The 22420-nt window shown below is 64.9% G+C and carries 25 protein-coding genes, 2 pseudogenes and 1 other annotated feature; of the genes and pseudogenes, 17 read left to right on the top strand and 10 right to left on the bottom strand.

Features of this window, described 5'->3' with window-relative positions:
• Nucleotides 1-179 precede the first annotated feature (179 nt).
• Nucleotides 180-1179: pseudogene (locus AC5RUK_RS02295) on the top strand (IS3 family transposase).
• Nucleotides 464-595: a sequence feature (AL1L pseudoknot), on the top strand. It overlaps the preceding pseudogene by 132 nt.
• 430 nt (nt 1180-1609) lie before the next feature.
• On the opposite strand, the gene AC5RUK_RS02300 reads toward AC5RUK_RS02295, so the two are convergent.
• On the bottom strand, nt 1610-2014 hold the full coding sequence (locus tag AC5RUK_RS02300; protein ID WP_493987067.1) for a phage holin family protein: 405 nt from the start codon (nt 2012-2014) through the stop codon (nt 1610-1612).
• 594 nt (nt 2015-2608) lie between these two features.
• Between AC5RUK_RS02300 and AC5RUK_RS02305 the strand changes: the two genes are divergently transcribed.
• From AC5RUK_RS02305 to AC5RUK_RS02345, 9 genes and pseudogenes are all read left to right on the top strand, one after another.
• Nucleotides 2609-2743 carry a hypothetical protein gene (locus AC5RUK_RS02305; RefSeq protein ID WP_494151273.1) on the top strand — a complete coding sequence of 45 codons (135 nt, stop codon included), beginning with the start codon at nt 2609-2611 and terminating at the stop codon, nt 2741-2743.
• Between the two features lie 90 nt (nt 2744-2833).
• Nucleotides 2834-3640 (top strand): annotated as a pseudogene (locus AC5RUK_RS02310) (amidohydrolase family protein); the annotation flags it as partial.
• A 552-nt stretch (nt 3641-4192) separates the two neighbouring features.
• A complete protein-coding gene (locus AC5RUK_RS02315) occupies nt 4193-4411 on the top strand; it encodes a hypothetical protein (RefSeq protein WP_494151274.1) in 219 nt (72 codons plus the stop codon).
• Nucleotides 4404-5609, top strand: a complete 1206-nt coding sequence (locus AC5RUK_RS02320) for a cupin domain-containing protein (RefSeq protein WP_494151275.1) — start codon at nt 4404-4406, stop codon at nt 5607-5609. Before AC5RUK_RS02315 ends, AC5RUK_RS02320 begins: the two co-directional genes overlap by 8 nt.
• Nucleotides 5610-5619: 10 nt before the next feature.
• Complete coding sequence (locus AC5RUK_RS02325) at nt 5620-6525, top strand: ferredoxin family protein (RefSeq protein ID WP_494151276.1); 906 nt, start codon at nt 5620-5622, stop codon at nt 6523-6525.
• 248 nt (nt 6526-6773) lie between these two features.
• Entirely contained in the window at nt 6774-7217 is a 444-nt protein-coding gene (locus AC5RUK_RS02330; RefSeq protein ID WP_494151277.1) for an iron chaperone, read from the top strand.
• Nucleotides 7218-7352: 135 nt separating this feature from the next.
• A complete protein-coding gene (locus AC5RUK_RS02335; protein ID WP_494151278.1) occupies nt 7353-7922 on the top strand; it encodes a hypothetical protein in 570 nt (189 codons plus the stop codon).
• A gap of 57 nt (nt 7923-7979) precedes the next feature.
• Nucleotides 7980-8561 carry a dihydrofolate reductase family protein gene (locus AC5RUK_RS02340; protein WP_494151279.1) on the top strand — a complete coding sequence of 194 codons (582 nt, stop codon included), beginning with the start codon at nt 7980-7982 and terminating at the stop codon, nt 8559-8561.
• Nucleotides 8562-9316: 755 nt separating this feature from the next.
• The gene (locus AC5RUK_RS02345) at nt 9317-9937 is read left to right on the top strand and encodes a hypothetical protein (protein ID WP_494108873.1); all 621 of its coding nucleotides are present in this window, start codon (nt 9317-9319) and stop codon (nt 9935-9937) included.
• A gap of 185 nt (nt 9938-10122) precedes the next feature.
• On the opposite strand, the gene AC5RUK_RS02350 is transcribed toward AC5RUK_RS02345, so the two are convergent.
• The 3 genes from AC5RUK_RS02350 to AC5RUK_RS02360 form a co-directional block, all read right to left on the bottom strand.
• Entirely contained in the window at nt 10123-10491 is a 369-nt protein-coding gene (locus tag AC5RUK_RS02350; RefSeq protein ID WP_493987076.1) for a cupin domain-containing protein, read from the bottom strand.
• Nucleotides 10492-10694: 203 nt separating this feature from the next.
• Complete coding sequence (locus tag AC5RUK_RS02355; protein WP_494151280.1) at nt 10695-11768, bottom strand: DNA polymerase IV; 1074 nt, start codon at nt 11766-11768, stop codon at nt 10695-10697.
• 273 nt (nt 11769-12041) lie between these two features.
• Nucleotides 12042-12878, bottom strand: a complete 837-nt coding sequence (locus tag AC5RUK_RS02360) for an aldo/keto reductase (protein ID WP_494151281.1) — start codon at nt 12876-12878, stop codon at nt 12042-12044.
• A 153-nt stretch (nt 12879-13031) separates the two neighbouring features.
• On the opposite strand from AC5RUK_RS02360, the gene AC5RUK_RS02365 reads away from it, so the two are divergent.
• Nucleotides 13032-13220, top strand: coding sequence for a hypothetical protein (locus AC5RUK_RS02365; protein WP_494108876.1), 189 nt, complete (start codon nt 13032-13034; stop codon nt 13218-13220).
• Nucleotides 13221-13278: 58 nt separating this feature from the next.
• Here AC5RUK_RS02365 and AC5RUK_RS02370 read toward each other — a convergent pair whose 3' ends face one another.
• Together AC5RUK_RS02370 and AC5RUK_RS02375 are read right to left on the bottom strand one after the other, a co-directional pair.
• Nucleotides 13279-13533 carry a hypothetical protein gene (locus AC5RUK_RS02370; RefSeq protein WP_493987083.1) on the bottom strand — a complete coding sequence of 85 codons (255 nt, stop codon included), beginning with the start codon at nt 13531-13533 and terminating at the stop codon, nt 13279-13281.
• A gap of 111 nt (nt 13534-13644) precedes the next feature.
• The gene (locus tag AC5RUK_RS02375; RefSeq protein WP_494151282.1) at nt 13645-14541 is read right to left on the bottom strand and encodes a ribonuclease Z; all 897 of its coding nucleotides are present in this window, start codon (nt 14539-14541) and stop codon (nt 13645-13647) included.
• Nucleotides 14542-14806: 265 nt separating this feature from the next.
• On the opposite strand from AC5RUK_RS02375, the gene AC5RUK_RS02380 reads away from it, so the two are divergent.
• Nucleotides 14807-15376, top strand: a complete 570-nt coding sequence (locus AC5RUK_RS02380; protein ID WP_494151283.1) for a DnaJ family domain-containing protein — start codon at nt 14807-14809, stop codon at nt 15374-15376.
• Nucleotides 15377-15406: 30 nt separating this feature from the next.
• Here AC5RUK_RS02380 and AC5RUK_RS02385 read toward each other — a convergent pair whose 3' ends face one another.
• Nucleotides 15407-16030 carry a uridine kinase family protein gene (locus tag AC5RUK_RS02385; protein ID WP_493987086.1) on the bottom strand — a complete coding sequence of 208 codons (624 nt, stop codon included), beginning with the start codon at nt 16028-16030 and terminating at the stop codon, nt 15407-15409.
• Nucleotides 16031-16182: 152 nt separating this feature from the next.
• On the opposite strand from AC5RUK_RS02385, the gene AC5RUK_RS02390 reads away from it, so the two are divergent.
• Nucleotides 16183-16962 carry a lipoate--protein ligase family protein gene (locus AC5RUK_RS02390; protein WP_494108996.1) on the top strand — a complete coding sequence of 260 codons (780 nt, stop codon included), beginning with the start codon at nt 16183-16185 and terminating at the stop codon, nt 16960-16962.
• 59 nt (nt 16963-17021) lie between these two features.
• Nucleotides 17022-18131, top strand: a complete 1110-nt coding sequence (moaA, locus tag AC5RUK_RS02395) for a GTP 3',8-cyclase MoaA (RefSeq protein WP_494151284.1) — start codon at nt 17022-17024, stop codon at nt 18129-18131.
• A gap of 139 nt (nt 18132-18270) precedes the next feature.
• Here moaA and AC5RUK_RS02400 read toward each other — a convergent pair whose 3' ends face one another.
• The 3 genes from AC5RUK_RS02400 to AC5RUK_RS02410 form a co-directional block, all read right to left on the bottom strand.
• On the bottom strand, nt 18271-18900 hold the full coding sequence (locus tag AC5RUK_RS02400; RefSeq protein ID WP_493987088.1) for an MBL fold metallo-hydrolase: 630 nt from the start codon (nt 18898-18900) through the stop codon (nt 18271-18273).
• On the bottom strand, nt 18897-19985 hold the full coding sequence (locus AC5RUK_RS02405) for an S-(hydroxymethyl)mycothiol dehydrogenase (RefSeq protein WP_493987089.1): 1089 nt from the start codon (nt 19983-19985) through the stop codon (nt 18897-18899). The genes AC5RUK_RS02400 and AC5RUK_RS02405 overlap by 4 nt, the downstream gene beginning before the upstream one ends.
• Nucleotides 19986-20149: 164 nt before the next feature.
• A complete protein-coding gene (locus tag AC5RUK_RS02410; protein ID WP_493987090.1) occupies nt 20150-20407 on the bottom strand; it encodes a mycoredoxin in 258 nt (85 codons plus the stop codon).
• A 168-nt stretch (nt 20408-20575) separates the two neighbouring features.
• Between AC5RUK_RS02410 and AC5RUK_RS02415 the strand changes: the two genes are divergently transcribed.
• The 3 genes from AC5RUK_RS02415 to AC5RUK_RS02425 all read left to right on the top strand — a co-directional run bounded on the left by AC5RUK_RS02415 (nt 20576) and on the right by AC5RUK_RS02425 (nt 22375).
• On the top strand, nt 20576-21283 hold the full coding sequence (locus tag AC5RUK_RS02415) for an SOS response-associated peptidase (protein WP_493987091.1): 708 nt from the start codon (nt 20576-20578) through the stop codon (nt 21281-21283).
• Between the two features lie 139 nt (nt 21284-21422).
• Nucleotides 21423-21857, top strand: a complete 435-nt coding sequence (locus AC5RUK_RS02420) for an SRPBCC family protein (protein WP_493987092.1) — start codon at nt 21423-21425, stop codon at nt 21855-21857.
• Nucleotides 21858-22060: 203 nt separating this feature from the next.
• Nucleotides 22061-22375 carry a DUF6504 family protein gene (locus AC5RUK_RS02425; protein ID WP_493977563.1) on the top strand — a complete coding sequence of 105 codons (315 nt, stop codon included), beginning with the start codon at nt 22061-22063 and terminating at the stop codon, nt 22373-22375.
• Nucleotides 22376-22420: the final 45 nt, after the last annotated feature.

Consider the following 22420-nt stretch of genomic DNA (forward strand, 5'->3'; position numbering starts at 1 on the left):
GTCATCCTTCCCTTTCTCCGACCCCTCGAATGCGACGCAAAGCCACTCAGCCCAGTTTGATAGGTTCACCCCGCTACGGGAGGGGACCTGTTGCATCATGTCAGGGTGCCTCCGGTTGCGTTAGTTCGTTAAACCGTACTGGGTCTGGTAGAGACTCTTTCCTCACCGGAGAATTAATCATGACCAGCGGAATCAAGTACGAACAGGAATTTAAGGACCGCGCCGTGCGCTTGTATATGGAGCGGCGCGCGGAGCACCAGGAGGAGTCCAAGACGGCCACGATTAGGCACGTGGCCAAGATCGTCGGGATTCCGGATGACACATTGCGGACCTGGTCGCGGAAGGCCGAGGTCGACGCCGGGGACCGTCCCGGGGTGAGCAGCGATATGGCCGCTGACCTGCGCCGGGTGCGGCGGGAGAACGCGGAGCTGAAGCGGGCCAACGAAATCCTGACAATCGCATCGGCTTTTTTCGCAGCGGAGCTCGACCGCCCACGGCAATAATCGTTGAGTACATCGATGCTTTCAGGCACCGCTCCGGGGTCGAGCCGATCTGCCGCGTTCTGACCCGGAACGCCGGAATAAAGATCGCCCCGTGCACCTACTACGCGTATAAATCCCGCCCGCTTTCCGCCCGCGCCGCGTCGGATCTGGTGATGACCGAAGTGATCACCACTGTCCATAAGCAGAATTACGGCTGCTACGGAGTGCTCAAGATGTGGCACGCGCTGAACCGGCAGGGTCACCGGATCGGGCGCGATCGGGTGGGCCGGCTGATGCGCCAGGCAGGCCTGTCCGGCGCCGTCAGGGGACGCCACCGCACCGTAACCCCCACCGGGCCCGGGAAGCGCCCCGGCGCCCGGACCGGGTCAACCGCAGCTGGGACATCACCGTGCCGAACACCGTATGGGTCGCGACCTTCACCGCCGGTTCCATCGGAACCGTGGGAGACGCCCTCGACAACGCGCTGATGGAGTCGACCATCGCCTACAAGACCGAGTTGATCGATGCCGATCCGACTCGCACGTGGACGTCGCGGCAAGCCGTTGAGACCGCGACCGCCGAGTGGGTGCACTGGTTCAACCATCAGCGTCTCCATTCATCCATCGGCTACCAGACCCCGATAGAGTACGAACACGATTTCCACCTGAACCGCACCCGGGAACCCCTGAGTGCGTGAATCCCGAGCCTCTACGAAACCCAGCACGGTTCAACTCGGCGCGGCAGATGCCGTCCCTGGGAGCACTCCAGGAGTTGGTCCATGGCTTCGGGTTGGACGGTTGCCCCTTTCAGGTCAAGGGTAATGTCCAGACCGGGTGCGAGGGAATTGGCCCGTCTGGTCACAATGTAGATTTTGGGTGTTCACCGCACCCCTGATCCCGATCCGGGCCTGTGAGCCCTCAATGTCCACCTGGACAAGGGCCTTCAATTTATCGCTCAATCGCCCCTCCAATGCGGTAGCGGATGAGGGTGCGGGGATCCGGGGTTCGTTTGGGGAGCGGGGAAGGCCACGTGGCCGCCATATCTACGGACGAAGGCAACACGGGATACCTATGCATCCGGCATGCCGCACACCGCCGCAGCCGCTCACCCCCGCCGATTAAACCTCTCTAACCGGCACGGGATCGACGGTCCGCCCGACGATCCCACCATCGGTCGATCACCAGGGTGGTCAGGAGCCAGCCGCCAAGCGCGGTCACCAGCCAGACCAGCACAGTCGCGGCGATCCACGCAACGACCCCCTCGATCCGCAGCCCGCCCGGAAAAAGCGTGGCCACCCACAGAGCGAGCAACGTGGAGAGCAGCCCGATCGCCCCGAGCACGGCCGAAGCATACCTGCGGGCCAGCTTGAAGACGATCGGTGCCAGGATCGCCTGGGCCGCCGTGAAGATTCCGATGGCCAGCAGGAAACCCGCGGGCTCAAGGCGGACGCCGTCGACCAGCCAGTTAGCGATCAGCAGGGCGGCCGCCGCCCCGAGCAGATTCACCGCCACCAACAACAAGAAGCGCACCATTACCCTCGCCATCCTCCGCTAGGCAGCCGGGCCCGCAAGGACACGCGGCCGAAACTGTCCGGAATCCCTCTCGGCGATGGCACCGAAGAAGAGAACGATGATATTGGCCAGGGAACCCAGGACATCGACCACAACCACGCCCCTGCCCGATTGATCCCGCCATCGGGGATCCGCTGGCGTGAGGACCTTTCAGGATCCGTAGCTCATCATCCCACCGCAGGGTGGGGTTGTTAATAGCTGGAACTCTGTCCCCCCACGTGTCAGGGTTGTTTGAGGCCAGCCCACTCATGGCAAGTTGATGATGTAGGGCGAGAATTACAACCACGAGCAATGGCCACACCGGATCGGCCTTCATGATGCAGCGGACGTTCACTACGGCTCGGAAGAAGAACGCCGAACGGTTCGCACGAACCACCGATCCCAAGATCTTCGCGCTCGGCCAACGTAGCCTGGATCAACCAACCGGCTGAAACGGAAGAAACAGCCGCCTAACTCCCACTGGCCTCAAAGTCCGACAAATACCGTTCCAGCGGCGCACCAGTGCTGCTGCCTGTTCCGCCAGGATGCCTTCAATAGGGTGACCCCATTGACATCATGGCCGAACGCAAGGAGAAGGGCCTTAACAGCTTCGACGAGATCTACCGTAATGCTCTCGCTGCCGCCCGGTCGGAGGCTGCCCACGGCACCGGTTTTATCGCTCGCAAGTCGACGTCACCGACCCGGACCTGATCGCTCTGAAGGCCATCCTCCAGTTGCGCGAGGACGTCAAGGACTGGATGGAGATACAGATCGTCGCCTTCCCGCAGAACACCGTGCTCTCCTTCCCCCGGGGGGCCGGAACTGCTTGAGGAGGCCCTGAAGATGGGAGCGGACGCCATAGGGGGGATCCCGCACAACGAGGCGACCCGTGAGGACGGGGTCTCGTTCAAGATCATTTTCGATCTCGCTGAGAAGTACGGCGTCCCTGTCGACGTCCACTGCGACGAGATCGACGACGAGCAGTCAACGTTCATCGAAGAGATGGCAGCGTTCGCCAGGAGATCCGCTATCGGCGCCCCCGTCACCGCCAGCCATGCGGTAGCAATGGCGTACTACAACAACTCGTATACGGCGAAGATCACCTCCAATCTGCAGGCCGCGGACCTCAACTTCGCCATTTGCCCCACCGAGAACCTCGCGCTCCAAGGTTGGAAAATGGTGCCGGTGCCCCGCGGGGTCGCACCGATTAAGCGGTTGACCGAGGCCAGGCTCAACGTCGCGTTCGGGCAGGACTCCATGTCCGACCCCTTTTACTCCCTGGGGGAGGGCAACATGCTGCGGATCCTGGATGTGGGTCTGCACGTTGGGCACATGCTCTACGGCCCCTACCTCGCCAACGCGCTCGATTTCATCACCTCCCACGGCGCGAAGAACCTCGGCATCTCGGACCGCTACGGCATCGAGGAGGGCAAGCCCGCCAACTGCATCGCCCTCGACTGCGCCACCGACAAGGAAGCGGTCCGGCACCAGGCCGACGTGCTGTGCTCGGTGCACAGTGGCCGGACCGTCTTCACCCGGCAACCGGCGACCTTCGCGACGAGCATGGACGGCTTCGCGAATCGTGAGAGCCCTCAGGGTTGGCACTAGACTTTGTGACGGCTCTCAGCTTTTCCCTTCGCACTCTGCCTCCCATACACCACGGGCAAAAGCTCGGAGCAGACCGTACCGCAGCCGGGTACACCTGCACGCCGCTACAGCCTTGATGGACTGCGGTTCGCACGGTGTAGCACAACCTCATCATCACTGCGATGTCGGTGGCGGTTGCTTTCCTCGTCGGGGGAGTGAGCCTAGTGGGTGCTGCTCGACATTGCTGCAGGCGGGGTCCGGACCGTTCGTTTCTCAGCCATCGATCTGGAGAGACTCGGATACCCGGTCGCCGCGAATCTCCTGCTGACCTGGCTCGTTGCGGTCGGGCGCTGGAAACTGGTCGAATCGGGTTGCCGGTGCTGGATCAGTCGCCTCAACGCGGATGTTCCCAAACTCAACCTGTGCCGATATGTTGATCGCGGGCGGTGCAAGGAGGGATCGCACGGCCCAACGATCAGTCACAGATAACGGGTACTGATCTCAGCTATTCGATTCCAGGAGGAAGCATGACTGACCCCCAGAAGGATCCGGAGGAGCAGGAAGGCCCGGCGGATGGCGGCGCAGCCGGTGTTCCCGGCGTTCACGACGGTGGTGCTGACGGTGGTGCTGATGGCGGGGCCGACGGTGGTGCTGACAGTGGTGCTGATGGCGGGGCCGACGGTGGTGCTGACAGTGGTGCTGATGGCGGTGCTGACGGTGGTGCTGATGGCGGTGCTGACGGCGGGGCACTTGGCGGTGGTGCCGAAGAGTCGGACAGCCGCTCTTGAGTAGCGCTCGAACTGACCTTCAGGATCCCGGCGCCACGCCAAGGCCCGGGATCCTGGAGACCCGCCTCATTGGCGGAGGACGCGAACAGTTTGCCCACCACGCATGGGGACGAACGGCGCTGCTTACGCGCAACGCCAGCGACTTCTCGGATTTGTTCTCTGCCGAGGCAGTCGACGAACTGATTTCGCGGCGGGGACTGCGCACACCCTTCCTCCGTGTCGCCAAGGACGGCTCGACACTACCCGACTCATCATTCACTTCTTCCGCCGGGGCTGGCGCCACCATTTCTGACCAACTCGACGACACCATGCTTTGGCGAAGGTTCGCCGACGGTGCCACACTCGTCCTGCAGGCTCTGCACCGCACGTGGGAGCCAGTGGCAGACTTCTGCACCAAGCTGAGCTCGGAGCTAGGACACCCGGTTCAGGCCAATGCCTACATCACCCCGCCCCAGAACCAAGGATTCGACGATCATTACGACGTCCACGACGTCTTCGTCCTGCAAATCGAGGGAACCAAGCGCTGGATCATTCACGAACCCGTCCACCCCGACCCGCTGCGTGACCAGCCCTGGACCGATCACCGCTCCACAGTTGCTGAGGCGGCGAAAGGCGAAGCATACATCGACGCGGTGCTCAAGCCCGGCGATTCCCTTTATCTGCCGCGCGGCTGGTTGCATGGCGCCAAGGCGCAGGGCGAGGTATCCATTCACCTCACACTCGGAGTCCACAACTGGACCCGCTATGCGTTGGCCGAACAGCTGGCTCAGGCGGCGCTTGAACTGCTTCGCGACGATCCAGAGATGCGCAAGTCGTTGCCACTAGGTGTCGACAGCCCCACTGGCGAGCTCGACATCGTCCGCGAACGCCTCGCCATAGCCGTCACTGAGGCCGATTCCGCTCCCCAGTTCCACCGCACGCGACGAGGACAGGGACGCCCGGCACCGCTAGGACTGCTGGACCAGCTAGCGGCCGTCGATCACCTCGGGCCCGAGTCCCAAGTGCGGCTGCGTGATGCACTGCAACCACGGTTGGAGGATTCACGCCTGACCACGCGCGTGGGTTGGCTCGACTTCCCCGAAAAGGACTTGCGGTCTGTAACCCGGCTGCTCAACGGCAAGGTTCACACCGCGAACGATCTCGGCGTCGAACTCGTCGAAAGGCTCTTGCGAGCCGGCGTCGTCGTTCCTGCGAAACAGTGATGACACCACGATGCCTGCCACCGAACGCTTCTTCTGCGCCGAAGGCGCCCGGACACGCGGCGACCCGCTGGCAGGCACAGCACCCCGCGGCTTCATCTGGGTCCTCATCGAATACCGAGGTGGGTGGCCGACCAACGGCTTCAGCGACCTCGATCTCGAACCCGAAACCAAAGCACTCGTATTTTCCGCTGCGCAGGCGGCGCGGGCCCGGGTGCTGCTGGTACGACGGCACGGCCGCAGAAGTCGCAAGGGTCCCGGCCGCTGGGCTGTGCTGCGCCACGAGAACTCCGGTGCCCATCGACAGCAATGGGGAATGTGGACCCGTGATGAGGATCTGGCGCAGATCGCCCTGGCCCTCAAAACCCCCGGTGAGCCCGGCCTGCAGCCCGTTATCCTGGTGTGCACCCACGGTCGGCACGACCCCTGCTGCGCTTCGCGCGGACGACCCGTGGCACGAAGACTGAGTGAACGCTGGCCGGAGCTGGTGTGGGAATGCACGCACGTAGGCGGTGACAGGTTCGCCGCCAACGTCATCGTTGCGCCCGACGGCGTCTACTACGGCGGTCTCAATGCGAAATCATCCGTTGCGACAATCGAAGAACACCTCGCCGGCCGTATCCACGCAAAGCATCTGCGCGGATACACAGATCTCGCCCAACCACAGCAAGCCGCTGTCGCGGCCGCGCTGAAATGTTTCGGCCCCGCCAGCCGTCATGACTACACGATCACTGACGCTGTCCGCGACGGCGATCACTGGCGGATTCGCATCACCGGCCGGCCGCCACATGCAGGGAGTATTGAGGTCGAACTGCAGGCACACCGTACTCCGCCGTGTCAGCTGACCTGCAGGGGACCGATGATGAGCTCAGTCACGGTCTACGAACCCACTTCTATCCGCCACTTTTCAAGGGCATGACCCAGCGGCCGCCGGGATTGTCCTCGCAACAGACCCGGCTACGAGATGACCGATATAGTCGACGCGTGTTTGGGTCGGGGACCAGGGGTATTGCGACACCGCCAGCATGGATTTGAAGGCGTTGAGCCCTGGCCGCCGAGCAGCGCGACGCCGACCGACGGCAGTCGAGAGGCATGAGGACCCCCCGGCCGGACAACGTACAGAAAGTGATGGATCGGTCGGTGATATTTGATGGCGGCAATCTATGAGTGCAGCTGTACTATGACCGGGCGTGCACGATCGCTCAAGATGCCACCGCCGCCCGCCCTGACTTCGGCGAAAGGGAGACCACCATGACAGCGAGTTCGATCATCGAGTACATCGACCGGTACGACGGTGATGTACGGGATCGGCTGCTGACCGTGTACGAACTGATCCGGTCGGCCGTGCCCGATGAAGCGGTAGAATCGATCAGTTGGCGTATGCCGACGTTCAAATTCGGCACCGAGCCGTTGTTCTTCTTTACCGGAACAAAGCGCCACATTGGGTTCTATCCGACTTCAGACGTGATCGCGCATTTCTCGACAGAGCTGGCCGCATATGGGACCACAGAGCACTCTATCCAGCTGCGCCATGATGCCCCCTTCCCGACCGAGTTCATCCGCGAAATAATCGCCTGGCGGCTACAGCAGCTGCCTTCGGACAAGGATTGAGTCAGTCGCCTCGGCGCATATAGCTCCGAAGTGTCAGCAGCATGCCCGGAACGACTGGGATAAGCTCGCTTGGGACCGAAACCAGCATCGAATCCAACTGTAAGGGGCGGGGATTCCTTGGATCTGTGGGGCGGCATGAGCCGCGACGAACTGCGCATCTTTTGTTGGGTTGCGGCCACCGTCTTTGCGCTTGCGGCCGGCGTCTGGCGTCCGCGCAGGCTTCATTGGACTGCGCCTGGTTCCGTCCTGCTCTTCGCGGCCCTCAATGCGGGCGCCGGGATCTACGTCCTGAACCACTTCGGTGATTCGCGCTGGTCCGCAGGGGGAGAGCCGCCGCTGACCGCTCCGTCGTTTTCCGGGAGGCCTGTCGTGGGGCAGTTTCTGGGCCCGCTGGACTCCGCTCTGAACGGAGTGGTCCGTGGGGTGAACGAGTTCCTGGCATTCACGCAGGCTCTTCCCGTAGCGCTGGACTTCCTTGCCGTGTCCGGCTGGGCCCTGCTGGTGTCGTTCCCGCTTGCCATTCTCGCCGCCGGCATCAGTTACGCCGTAGCCAAGCGCCGAAAGGCGGACTTCGAAAAATACCGTGCCACCGTTGACCTGCTCAAAGATGAGCTCGAGCAGATCAAGCGGCAGATCTCGTCAGGGATTTCCGTCGGCACGGCACTCCCTCCAGGGGACGAGATTGCTGACGGGCGGCCTGACTGAGACGCTGAGGATGAGTCAAGTGGGTGCCGGAGTTGGCGTAAAGCAAAGGAGAGCCCCGTGGGCAAGGTGGTCATGTACGGCTCGGTGTCGGTGGACGGCTTCGTCGCGGACGAGAACGACCAGCCCGGACCCCTGTTCGACTGGTTGTCCAGCGGTGACGTCCCGTTAGACGGGAGCGGCGAGGTGAAGGTGTCGCAGACGTCCTACGACTACACCCGGCCGTACTGGGACCAGATCGGGGCGACAATCGTCGGCCGCCACGTCTTCGACATGACGGACGGCTGGGACGGGAAGCCTCCGAGCGGGGTCGACCACGTGGTCGTCGTGACGCACCGGTCGAAGCCCGAGGGCTGGGACCCCGAGGCGCCGTTTCACTTTATCGACGGTGTCGAGGCAGCCGTGGCCAGGGCGCAGGAGCTCGCGGGTGACCGCATCGTCGAGGTCGCCGCTGGCGACGTCGGTGGCCAGGTGCTTGCCGCGGGCCTGGTCGATGAGGTGCGCATGGACGTCGTACCCGTCGTGTTTGGGTACGGCAAGCGCTACTTCGGGTCGGTCCACGCACAGCACCTGTTGGAGGATCCCGACGTGGTGATTCAGGGCAACCGAGTGCTTCACCTGCGCTATCGGGTGCGCCGTTGACCTATCTGAGCGGGTACGCGAAGAAGTCCAATGCGAACGGTGACACAAGATCGGGCCTCCGGCTGCGTTTGCGCATCGCTGCCTTGGGACCGACGCGACAGCCAACATCCAGCCAGCGATTACACCCTCAACTGCGAAGAGCCACATTTGCTTGCTAGTTGGACGCTAGTTCACTTTGACTGTCTTGGTACGCTTGGCCATCCTCCTTTGGGGAATTTTGAGCTGCCTGAGCATAAATCGCCGCATTTGAGCATCGCTCATATGGGTCGTTTCTTAGAGGCCGTTGTGCGATCCGGACCTGGTTGGAAGAATGACATGCATCTGCGAAGTAAAGACGAGGGCAGAGGTAAGTCGCGGGTTCGTTCCGTCAACGATTGGCGCCTTGGGCAAGCACTGGAGGAATTTGGTGCGGGAAATAACCTTAATCTGAGCATCGACATTGCTTCCGCCCCTATTCCCACCCGTAGGTGTGACGTTTTCGCCTGCCTCCTGATATCCCATTCGAAACTGGGAGAAACGGTACATTTCATCTTCAACGGGTTCAATACACCCTCTATTCAAGAGGGTAGTGGGACTGCGCCAGAACCCGTTGACAGTCGGAAACCGCAGACGTACGTTGGGGGCACTGTGCGCCTGGCTGGGGGAAGGAACGCAGGGACCGTGGTTCTCTCAACGGACCTGTCGCCACTACGGCAACCAACGGATATCCGCGCAGGACGAGCGACCAGCCCTCCTGCCACGCCAGGAGTCTCATCATGACCATCAAGAAAACACTGCGCCTGCCCATTTTCATTGCTCTCGCCCTCGTCGCGGGGACCGCGCCGGCCATTGCAACGCCCCAAGAGGAAACCCCCACCCAGTGGCCGCCCGAGGACACGGGGGGGCACTATCTACCGGTCCCCGACGATTACTACGCTCCAATAGAGATCGAGGCATGCGGCACGACCGTCACCCTGGAATCCGGAGACGTTCGGGAAGTCCACTACAAAGCCCGGGTTAGGCAGAACGGGTCAACACTGGTGAAGTTCCGGGGCGATGCCACCGTGGACCTGACGCGCGCCTCGGACGGTGCCTTCATCGACGAACTCGACGTCTCCGGACCGGGCTTCCAATACTTCTCGGCCGATCAGTTAACCATCGTCGACTCGCTCAAGGGTGCCTCGATCATTTACCCCATAAGCCCCGCTGATGCCGCGGCGCTGGAAGAAGAAGGCCTACCCGAATTCTTGTACTTCGAGCGGGGGTGGCTGGCCTTCCATATTCAACTCTCTGAGGATCCGGAGGTGATGGAGCCAATTTCGGTAGATATCGTGATGAACACCACTCGGCACGTTCACGATGTGTGCGAAATGCTGGATGAGGCGGCCGAGAAGTAACACGTCCTCCTCTCCGGACTTTGGGTAGGAGGACGCCGAGGTTCAACCGTGTCTTGGCGGCGGCGAGCCCAGGACGCCTGTATTCGGGGGATTTAGCCTGTCTTGTGCTTCTGGTGGTCGACGGAAAGAGGCGACCCCAGAGGGGCCGTCAGTCGTGCCAGGTGCGGCGACTGGAGATGACGCTCTTAGTCCTGTCGCTTGGCGTAGTCGCTGAATCCTTGCCAATCAACGACCACGCATTGCTCATCTCCTACGACCCATGCATCGTGACCTGGCGGGACGGACATATAGTCGCCGACGGTGAACTCGTTTTCCTCCCCGTCGTCCATGACGATCTTGAGTCGTCCGGACAACACATAGCCGGTATGGGCCACCTGACAGCTGTCCGTCTTAGCAATGGGTTTCACGTGCTTGGACCACTGCCAACCGGGCTCGAAAACCGCCCGCCCGACGGCGCCTGCCTCGAGATTGATCAAATCCAGCTTTCCTTTGCCGTCCTCGAAAGGCCGGGTTTCTTCGGGCTCGTTTAGACTCTTGCGGATCATGGGTGCCATGAGGGTCTCCTTTGAACCAGACGTGCAATGCGCACAAGTTTGGCAGCACCCCGGGAACGGGGTCAATGCGTCCCGGCCTGACGAGGACGTCTGCATCGTTGTCGGCAGTACGGTGATCGCTTCGAACGGGGTCGCTAAGCCCAGAGGCTGCAACGGCTGCCGTCTTCACGCCTAAATAGTCGCCAACAAGGCGAGCGCCGGCGTCACCAACCGCCGCGCGTCGGCGTGTGTCCCTTTCGGGTGTCGTCGGGCATTGCCATTTCGGCCCGCAGGCCTAGGAGTCGGATGGGACGGCCCGCTTCGATTCCGGCTGCGAGGTCCAGGGCCCGCGCAAGGATTTCGTGCCGGTCGAATGTCTCGGGAATCTTCCTCGCATGGGTTTTGGTGAAGAACGGTGCGTACCGAACCTTGAGGGTCAGCCCGACGACGGGCCGTCCTTCGGCCACAACATCCTCAAGGACACGCGTTGTCAGCTCCCTGACGGCCTCGTCCACTTGGGCGGGCTCGGTCAGGTCCCGCTGGAAGGTGGTCTCCCGGCTGTGCCCGCGGGCAACCCACGGGGTGTCGTCCACAACGTTGGCGCCGTCCCCGCGTCCGAGCTCCGCGTACCAAGGACCCATCTTGGGGCCGAACTCCGGGACCAGGTCCTGAGGGTCGGACGCGGCGAGCTCGGCGACGGTGTTGATGCCGAGCTTGGCCAGCCGGCCGGACACTTTGGTGCCGACGCCCCACAGGTCCTTGGTGGGCCGCCCGCCCATGACGTCGAGCCAGTTCCCGGCAGTGAGACGGAAGACGCCGGCCGGCTTGCCGAAACCGGTGGCGACCTTGGCGCGGACCAAAGTGTCGCCGATGCCCACGCTGCAATGCAGCTGCGTTCGCTCCAGTACAGCGGCCTGCACCTGCCGGGCGTAGGCTTCCGGATTCTCTGTTTCGACGCCGACAAATGCTTCATCCCAGCCCAGCACCTGCACGGTGGCGCCGGGCTGCGCGCGCAGCGTAGTCATCACCGTTTCGGACGCCGCGAGGTACGCCTCGTGATCAACGGGGAGGATGACGGCATCGGGCACTTTCCGGGCCGCCGTGCGTAAGGGCATTCCGGAACCCACGCCGAACGCCCTGGCTTCGTAGGATGCGGTCGAGACCACAGCCCGTTCCGTGGGGTCGCCCCGACCGCCGACAATGATCGGCTTGCCCGCAAGCTCCGGCCGCCTGAGCACTTCGACCGCAGCGATGAACTGGTCGAGATCGACGTGCAGCACCCACGGGATTCCGCTCACGCCACCAGTCTGCCCTAAACGTCCCTGGCAAGCATCGGCTCTCCACCGGGTGTGGCCGCCTCCTGGGTCTTCTCCCTCGTCATCGGTTACGGCGCCCCCAGCGGTCTTCAGCTCACCAAAGCCCTCGACGTCATTGTCGAATTGCTGAGTGTGCGCTGACCGCTGCAACTGCCGGTCGATGAGCCGGTACCCAACCGCGGACATGGCCTACCGGCTCCGATGAGCCGAGACGGACGCGGTCTCGTTCCCGCGCGCCGACAGCAACTCCTCGTCTCAGTTGATCTGATCAGGGTGGGAACCGATCCGGCCGTCCCGGCGGTCGAGGCTGGCCAGGCGCTCCATGGCGGCGTTGTCCAGCGTGAAGTCCCAGACATCGAAGTTCTCCGGAATCCGGGGACCGGTGGCTTTGGGGATGGCAATATTGCCCAGCTGCAGATGCCAGCGCAGGACCACCTGTGCAGGGGTTTTGCCCAGATCGCGGGCCAGGTCCACCACGATAGGATCCTTCAGCGCTGCTCCCCGGGCCAGGGGACTCCAGGCCACGGTGCGGATGCCGTGCGCGGCGTTGAATTCCCGCAGTTCCGCTTGTTGGAACCACGGGTGCAACTCGATCTGGTTGACCGTCGGGACGATTTCGGTGTGTTGAAGCAGCTGTTCGAGATGTTTTGGGAGGAAGTTCGAAACGCCCACCGCCCGAACGCGCCCCTCACGGTAGAGGCGCTCAAGCGCCCTGTAAGTTTCCACAAACAGACCACGCTTGGGTTGGGGCCAGTGGATCAAATACAGGTCGATGTAGTCGAGTCCCAGTTGCCGGTCGGAATCTTCAAAGGCTCGGAGCGCCCGGTCATGGCCGTGGTTATGGTTGTAAACCTTGGTGGTGACAAAGATTTCCTCGCGGGAGGCCAGCCCGCTGGCCGTGTATTTGCGGACGGCCTCACCCACCCCCTGCTCGTTGCCATACAGTGCCGCGGTATCGATATGGCGGAAACCGGCCTCCAAAGCGCGATAGCAAAGCCCGGCGGTCTCCGGAGGGGGGATTCTGGCCGTGCCGAAGCCGAGCCGGTCTATCCACACACCATTATTGAGCGCTGTCTTCTGCTCGGCCGCCATGGACGAGACTCTAGTCTTTCAGGGACGCCTGTCACCATCGTCGCGGCCGTAGACGAAGGGCGGACCCTCACTGTGCATGAATCCGCGCGCGAGCGGCCCTTGGCATCCGCCGCTGAGGGGAGGACGATTAAAGGACCGACACGAAGGAGGTTCGTGATGTGCTACGCCTCGAATAAGGATTCCCGCTGGGGCTTCCGCAAGGAAGCGGCGAATACGCCGGAAACCCGCCGCGAAGACAAGGACACCGGGCGCGAAACCTGGACGAAGACTGATGACTCCGAAGTGATTGCCTTCCTTGACAAGTCAACAGTGGAAGAACCAGCCAGCGACCGAACCACGTAGCCGAAACCGTACGGGATAAATGAAGCCCCGCAGTAAATCTGCGGGGCTTCATTTGTGCCTACTGGCTCGGCGATTCATCCGGGTCGAAATCCTCCAGTGGGGCTCCAAGCCGGTCATCCGCCATCCCGCCTTCGAGCGGGTCGGACAGAGTCTCGTCCACGGGACGTTCGGAGTCCGTATCGATCCCGGCGTCAACAAGTTCCGGCGGGACCGCGTCGGCGCCCTCATCCGGGATGACCGGGTCTTCACCCTGAATGTTCAGTTCGGGATCCGGCAGGTTCTGTTCGTCTTCCGGACGGTTCTGCTCGCTCATAGCAGCCTCCTTCGATCGGTGATCCAGTTTGCGCCTAGGTTGCCACCGTAACCCGTTCGAGCCGACAGGAAAACAGGCCGCCAGCCCGAAACAGGGCATATCGGTGGGTTATCACCGAGGACCAGTCCGCCGGCGTGGGGGAAACGGGACCAGGTCCAGGTCCTTGGCCGCAACCACCTCTGCCCCTCCGGCGCGGGCCTTCGCCTGGGCCTCGAGCGGGACCAGGTCGGCGTAGCGCGAGGAGAAATGGGTGAGCACCAGCGTGCCCACGCCGCCGCCGGCAGCGAGTTCACCCGCCTGTCCAGCGGTGAGGTGGCGGTGCCGAACTGCCAGAGCTCCGTCGTCGTCGCTGAAGGTGGACTCCGCCACGAGCAGGTCAGCGCCATCGGCGAGTTCCTCCGCCCCGGCGCAGAGCGCGGTGTCCATCACGAAGGCGAAACGCTGTCCCGGCCGGGGCACGCTGACCTCCTCCAGCCGCACCCCATTCAAGGTTCCTTCCCGCTGCAGGCGGCCGACGTCGGGGCCGGAAACCCCGGCCGCCGCCAGCCGGTCGGGCAGCAGGGTGCGGTCGTCGGGTTCGACCAGCCGGTACCCGTAGGCCTCGATCCGGTGGTCCAGCGGACGCACCTCGAGGCCGTCGGCTATGGCCCCGGCGCCGCCGTGCGGGTGCAGGCGCAGGTCAAGTCCCGGGGAGGCTAGCGAGACCAGACCCCGGACCACGTCCCCGCCGGAGGCCGGATAGTGCAGGTGGACCGGATGCTCCACGCCGTCCAAAACCATGCGCGAGAGCACGCCGGGCAGTCCGTAGCAGTGGTCGCCGTGCACATGCGTGAGGCAGATGCGTGTGATCCGGCTGGCCGAAACCCCGGCCAGGATCATCTGCCGTTGCGTTCCCTCACCCGGGTCGAACAGCATGCCCTCGCCGTCCCACCGCAGGAGGTAGCCGTTGTGGTTGCGGGTCCGGGTCGGGACCTGCGAGGCGGTGCCCAGGACAACAAATTCGCGCATGCCGCCGAGTCTGCCATTGCGAAGGCTCCGGCGGCCACGGTTGGGAAGGGGCCCGGCGCGGACCGGCGCGGACCGGCGCGGAGTGGCCGCACCCGGCGCGGTCGCAGACCCGTCGAACGGCCGCATGAAGGGCGGGGACGCATTGCTGCCCGGTAACCGGGCTGGGAAAATGTCAAAAACGGCCCGGTGGCTGAGCATCCGGGCAGGTCGTACTGGAGGCGGTGTCGGACGAGTGAATAGTAGGGCGGGTGACAACGGCCGGCGGATGGAACGCGCCGCGGAGTTGCGGGCTTCACGGGAGCGCGGGCCGGCCGACGCGGAGGAAGAGGAGCGGGCCGAGGCCGAAGAGGAGAAGCACCGGAAAATCCGGGAGCTGGACACCTCCCGGCGCGCGGACTACCTGATCCGGGAGGCCATGGCCCGCGGGGAGTTCGATGACCTGAAATACGCCGGCAAGCCCATCCCCAACCTGGGCAACGGGTACGACCCCGACTGGTGGCTCAAGGGGCTGATCGAGCGCGAGAACCTCACGGGGCTGGGCCCCGAAGCCCTGCTGCTGCGCACCGAGGACGCCGAGTTGGACGGACGGCTGGACCAGCAGATATCGGACCGGCGGGTGCGCGAAATCCTGGTGGATTTCAACGCCAGGGTGGTCAACGCGCGGCGCCAACTGCAGGGCGGTCCGCCCGTGATCACCAAAACGCGGGACGTGGAGTATGAACTGGAACGCTGGCGCGAACGCCGGGCAGCCAGGGCAGCCGCGGCGGCACGCGAGGTACCGGAGCCTGAGCCCAAGCGGCCATGGTGGCGCCGGATGTGGGATGTGACCGAATAGTCAGGGGCGCTGCTTCAATAGGTTGGCGGGCTACTTCCGCTGGGCGGCCGGTGTCCGGCGCAGGGCGGCCAGCTCCCTCTTCACCTGCCGCTTGGCGACAGGGCGAAAACCGGCCGCCACATAACGGTCGCGCACTGCGCGCTCGGAACGGAAGATCGCCCAGCCCCGCTTGAGCAGGAACGGCAGCGGTTTGCGGTGCTCCCGCAGGTCGCGCACCAGGCGGCGCACCGCCGTCGTGATGGGGGAGACCCTGATGAAGACGGGGTCCACCTCCGCCCCGAGGCCGCGCAGCCGACCGAGCACGGCGTCGGCGAAGATGCCCTCGGCAATCACCGGCCCCTCCGCGAGTTCCACGGTGCGGTGCCCGCTGTAGCTGGAGGTGGCGATGGAGTAGTTGGGGATCCGGGTGCTGCCGGTCTCCAGCAGTTCCATCATGGCGCCGGCCGCGGCGCCGCTGTTCCAGGTGTCGGCATGGTCCCAGTCGATTTCCCCGTACGGGGTCAGCGGCATGGGGGACGCGCCGGTGTGCTCGCTGATCTCCCGATAAAACGCGTCGAGCTCCACATGCGGACGGCCGAACCGCGCTGCCAGGTAGGACTTACCGGAACCGGAGACGCCGCCGAGCAGCACGAGCGGGGTTTGGGGAGAAGTCACAGGGCTATTATTCCGTGTCCGGCACCGTGGCAAGGTCCTCGAATGCCCGGGCTCGGCGCGGACGGCACTTTACGGCCCCGGACCGTAAAATGGCAGGGGCATCCGCCGGGACCGGCGGCGCGGATCAGCAGGTTCAGGAAGCAGGCATCACTTTGGAGCAGTCAGCGCAGGGCCTTGGCGGGCTTGACTGGGTCCGCCAGCCGGATTCTTTCGGCGCGGAGGCGGACCTGCAGTTTGGACTGGAGCTGCTGGCCGCGGCCAAGCAGGGACGGCTCGGCGCTACCGTGCGCGTCTACCGCCCGGCACCCACGGTGGCGTTCGGGCAGCGGGACGCACACCTGCCCGGCTTCCAGGAGGCAGCCCGCCGCTGCCGCGACCTTGGATTCGAACCGCTGGTGCGCAAGGCGGGCGGCCGTGCCGCGGCGTACCACCACGGCTGCCTGGTGCTGGACCATGTGGAGCCGCTGGCCGACGCCATTGCCGGCGCGAAGCAGCGTTTCGGCCGGTTCGGTGAGCTCATCGCCGGCGGTTTGCGCGCGACCGGGCTGCAGGCCGGCGTCGGCGAAATCCCGGGGGAGTACTGCCCGGGAGAGTTCAGTATCCACGGCGCGTTCCCGGTTGATCCCCTGCGCCGGATCAAGCTGGTGGGCACCGCGCAGCGGGTCGTCGCCGGTGCCTGGCTGTTTTCCTCCGTCGTGGTGGTGGAGGACTCGGCGCCGCTGCGCGAGGTGCTCACGGCCAGTTATGACGCACTCGGCCTGGAATGGGATCCGGCGACGGCCGGCGCGGCCGAGGACCTGCTGCCCGGCCTCGGCGTGGACCCGGTGGAGCAGGCGCTGCGGGCCGCGTACGCCGGCTACGCAGACGTGGCGGACGGAGCGTTTCCCGACCTGCTGGCGCGCCTGCGGGTCCCGGAACCGGCCCCGTTGTAGTCGACGCCCGGCCAGCCTAGTCTGGAGGGGACCTCGAGTCCCGGCAGCGGAGGCACACCATGGACGGGCCAGCGCAGCACGGTCCGCACACCCTCAACGACGCACTGGGCCGGCCCCTGCGGGATCTGCGGATCTCCGTCACCGACCGGTGCAACTTCCGCTGCGTCTACTGCATGCCCAAGGAAGTATTCGGACGCGACTTCGTGTTCCTGCCCAAGGACCAGCTGCTGACCTTCGACGAGATCGTCCGGGTGGCCCGGATCGCGGCCGCGGAAGGAGTGGAAAAGCTCCGGCTGACCGGCGGCGAACCGCTGCTGCGGCGGGGGATCGAAGACCTGATCGCCGGGCTGGCCGAACTCCGCACGCCCGAAGGCCGTCCGCTGGACCTGGCGATGACGACCAACGGCTCGGCGCTCGCCGGTAAGGCGGAGGCGCTCAAGGCGGCGGGGCTGTCCCGGGTGACCGTCTCGCTGGATTCGGTTGACGACGCCACCTTCCGCGCCATGAACGACGTCGACTATCCCGTCGCCGCCGTGCTCGAGGCCATCGAGGCCGCGGCCGCCGTCGGGCTGGGCCCGGTCAAGGTCAACGTGGTGGTCAAGCGCGGCCAGAACGACGGCGGCGTCCTGGCTATGGCGCGCCACTTCCACGGGACACCCCACATCGTCAGGTTCATCGAGTACATGGATGTGGGCTCGACCAACGGCTGGAACCTGGAGCAGGTGATCCCGTCGGCCGAGATTGTGCGGCGGATCGATGCCGACCTTCCCCTGGAACCGCTGGCGCCCCGCTACGCCGGCGAGACGGCCACACGCTTCAGGTACCGCGATGGCGGCGGCGAAATCGGGACCATCTCCAGCGTCACGCAGGCGTTCTGCCACGGCTGCACCCGCGCCCGGCTGAGCACCGACGGGAAGCTGTTCACCTGCCTCTTCGGCACCGGCGGAACAGATCTGCGCGCCCTGCTGCGCGGCGGCGCGGACGACGACGAACTGGGGCGCGTGCTGTCCGGCGTCTGGCGGGGCCGCTCGGACCGCTACTCCGAACTGCGCAGCGCGGCCACCGAGGGCGTCGCAGCCAAAGACGGGACCGGTCGAGGGCCGCGCGAGGCGCCCCCGGCCACCGGCTGGCCCGGGCAAAGGGTCGAGATGCACTACATTGGCGGCTGATCGGCCGGCCGCACCGTCGTCGCCAGCGGAAGTGCGCCGCCGCCGGCGGCCGGAGCAGACCCCGGACAGCACACCGCCCGCACCCGAACCGGAATCCGGCGGGGCACGGGCGGTGCAGGTGGACTGTGCACGGACCTACTCAGTGGCCGCGGGCAATCCATTCGTCGAGCTGCGGAGCCTCGGCGCCGATGCTGGTGGCATCGCCGTGGCCGGTGTTCACCGTAGTCTCGGCCGGCAGCGTCAGCAGCCTGCCCTTGATCGACTCGATGATCGTCTCGAAACTGGAGTAGCTGCGGCCGGTGGCTCCCGGACCGCCGTTGAACAACGTATCGCCGCTGAACAGCACGTTCTCCGATGCCAGGTGGAAACAGACCGATCCGGGGGAGTGGCCGGGGGTGTGGAGGGCCTGCAACCGCGCCCCCGCGATCTCGAAGGTATCGCCGTCCTCGATTGCGTGGTCGGGTGCGCTGTCCGGGAAGACGGCGTCCCAGAGCATCCGGTCTGCGTCGTGCAGGTAGACCGGTGCCTTCACCAGGTCCCGGAATTCACCGACGGCGCGGATATGGTCGTCGTGACCGTGCGTGAGCAGGATGGCCTTCACCGTCCGGGAGCCGACGGCATTGGCAATGGCCTGCGGATCGTGTGCCGGGTCGATGACGACGACCTCGTCGCCGTCACCGACGATCCAGACGTTGTTGTCCACGTCCCAGGTGCCGCCGTCCAGCGAGAACGTGCCCGAGGTGACCAGGTTTTCGATTGCCACGCTCATGCTACTTCCACCACCGAACGCAGGACCTTGCCTTCGTGCATCTTCTGGAAGGCCTCTTCCACCTGGTCCAGCCCGATGCGCTCGCTCACGAAGGCATCCAGGTCCAGATTGCCCTGCTTGTAGTGGCTGACCAGCATGGGGAAGTCGCGGGACGGCAGGCAGTCGCCGTACCAGGAGGACTTCAGCGAGCCGCCGCGGCCGAACACGTCCAGCAGCGGCAGTTCAATCTTCATGTCCGGCGTGGGCACTCCCACCAGGACCACGCGCCCGGCGAGGTCGCGGGCGTAGAAGGCCTGCTTGTAGGTTTCCGGCCGGCCGACGGCTTCAATCACGACGTCGGCGCCGTTGCCGCCGGTGAGCGCCTGGATGGCTTCCACCGGATCCTGTTCCTTGGAGTTGATGCCGTGCGTGGCACCCAGCGACTTGGCCAGCTCCACCTTGTTGTCGTCGATGTCGACGGCGATGATCGTGGTGGCGCCGGCCAGCTTCGCGCCGGCGATGGCAGCGATGCCCACGCCGCCGCAACCGATCACGGCCACGGATTCGCCGCGCTTGACCTCGCCGGTGTTGATCGCCGCGCCAATGCCTGCCATCACGCCGCAGCCGAGCAGCCCCACCGCGGCCGGGTCGACGTCGTCGTCCACCTTTGTGCACTGGCCGGCGGCCACCAGGGTCTTCTCGGCAAAGGCGCCGATGCCCAGGGCGGGGGAGAGCTCGGTCCCGTCCTCGAGGGTCATCTTCTGCGTGGCGTTGTGGGTGTTGAAGCAGTACTGCGCCTCACCGCGCCGGCAGGCCCGGCACTCGCCGCACACTGCGCGCCAGTTCAGGATGACGCGGTCGCCGGGGGCCAGGTTGGTCACGTCGGGGCCGACGGCGCTGACCACGCCGGTGGCTTCGTGGCCGAGCAGGAAGGGGAAGTCGTCGTTGATCCCGCCCTGCTTGTAGTGCAGATCGGTATGGCAGACGCCGCAGGTGAGGATGTCCACCAGCGCCTCGCCCGGGCCCGGATCGGGAACCAGGATGGTTTCGATGGAGACCGGAGCATTCTTTTCCAGGGCCACTACTGCCCGAACCTTGTGAACCATGCGGGAGTGATTCCTTCCTAGCGAAGTCTGGCGAGGCCGTCGTCGACCGTCCTGCCCATCCTAGGAAGAAAACAGGGGCGCCACAATTTCCAAAACGATTGTTATGGAAACTGCGGCGCCCCTTGGGCCCGCGGTTCGAAGACGACCGGCGGAGCGTGCGCTGGCTAGACGGCCAGGCGCTCCTTGACCAGCGCCAGCGGCGGGTTGGTGGCGCTGCTGCCATCCGGGAAGAGCAGGGTGGGTACCGTCTGGTTGCCGCCGTTGATCTTCTCGACCAGTTCGGCGGTGCCCGGGACCTCTTCGATGTTGATTTCCGTGTAGCCGATGCCCTGGGCATCGAGCTGGGTCTTCAGGCGGCGGCAGTATCCGCACCAGGTGGTGGAGAACATGGTGACGGTTCCGTCAGCGGGTGTGTAGTCCAAGATGGCTCCTTTTCGGTGAAAGCTTGTGATCATATCAACGTCCCGCCCGGCCCGGTCATTCCCGGCGCCGGCGGTGGCGGCGGCCGGGCGGGAGATCCCGACTCGGGCGGCCGCGGCTTTTCGGGCCCGCGCCGGGGTTCCGCCGCGGGACTGGACCATAATGGAGGCATGTGCGGCAGATACGTCATGGCCCGGAGCACCGGCGACCTGGTGGCCTCGTTCGACGTCGACGAGTCCTACGTTGAAGAGATCCAGCCCTCCTACAACGTGGCACCGACCGACGACGTCCCCCTGATCATCGACCGCAAGGGACCCGGCGGCGAGGGAATATCGAGAAAACTCATCCTGGCCAGGTGGGGTCTCGTGCCCCCGTGGGCCAAGGACCCCCGGTCCGGCGCGCGCCTGATCAATGCACGCATGGAGACCGTGACGGAGAAACCCTCGTTCCGCAAGGCGGCGGCCAGGAAGCGCGGGTTGCTCGTTGCCGACGGGTATTTTGAATGGCAAAAGACCGACGAGGGCAAGATTCCGACCTACCTTCACGGCGAACACGAAGAGACGCTGGCTTTCGCCGCTTTGTTCGAGAACTGGCCGGACCCTGCCCTGCCCGAAGACCACCCGGAGAAGTGGCTGCGGACCTGCACCATCATCACCACCCAGGCGGCCGATGCGCTCGGGCATATCCATGACCGGACACCGCTGATCGTTCCGCCCGGCCTCTATGCGGACTGGCTGGATCCGGAAACGACATCCGAAGCCGACGTGCAGCAGCTGCTGGAGGCCATGCCCGAACCGCATCTTGTCCCGCGGCGGGTCAGTTCGAAGGTCAACAACGTGCGCAACAACGGGCCCGACCTCATCGACGAGGCGGCATGAGCGCCGGCCGGCGGCCGGGAAACGAGGTGCGCCCCATCGTTCGCATCCCCGCGGTCATTGTGCGCCGGCCCCGGCTGCTGGAAGCTGGGACGGAGTAGCCGGACCAGCGCCGCCGAAGCGGGGCTCAGGGGAGGATCCAATGCCTGGAAAGTACGTGGCCAGCTCGACGGCAACCATCGCGGCGCCGCCGGACCGTGTCTGGTCGGTGATCACGGACCCCGAAGCCATCAGGGGGTTTATGTTCGGCACCGACGTGCAGACCGATTGGAGCGTCGGCGGGCCCATTCGATGGCGGGGTGAGTGGGAGGGCGAGGCGTACGAGGACAAGGGCCAGGTGCTGGAGTTCGAACCCGGACGGCGGCTGGTCGTCACGCACTTCAGTCCGCTGTCCGGCCGGGAGGACTTACCCGAGAACTACCACCGTCTCGTCTGGACGCTGGAGGAAGTTCCGGGCGGGACAGAGTTCACGCTGTCGCAGGACAACAACGACACCGCCGAAGCGGCGGAACACTCCAAGCTGATGTGGGACAAGCTGGTCGGCGACGTGAAATACCTCGCCGAGCACGACGGCTAGGCAGGCCCCCGGCCGCCGAACCGCTGCACGCTTACCGCCGTCGGCCTGCGGCCCCGATTTTGTCAGTGCCCGTACCTACGCTTGACCTTGGATTCGAATACATATTCGAATAGAATAAGGGGGTCAAGTTCTTCGGCGGGCGTGTTGGCAGGGGCGCTCGCCGGGGATTATGACCCGTTGTCCAGATGAAAGGCGACTGGGACATGGGTGTTTTCAGTGAAGCAGTTGACGTTGTGTGTTCCCCTGCCGGACAGCCGCTCCGGCTGCGCTGGCAGGGCAGGAGCTACCGGATCGTCGCGGAACCGGTGCGTTGGTACGAACGCCGCAAATGGTGGGCGGAGGAACTGCGCGCGGAACGGGGCAGGGGCGCAGGGCTGGTGGACCATGAGATCTGGCGGGTGCAGGCGCGGCTGAATGGCCGGTCACAAATCCGCACCCTGGACCTCTCCCATCAGGTGGATACCGGGCGCTGGCGCCTGATCCGCGTCCATGATGCCGTCCGGGAGCTGAGCGCCTGACGGCACCCCGGTTCCCGCCGGCTTTTATCCAGCCCCCCGGTTCCC

The sequence above is a fragment of the Arthrobacter sp. Y3223065 genome, assembly GCF_059090885.1.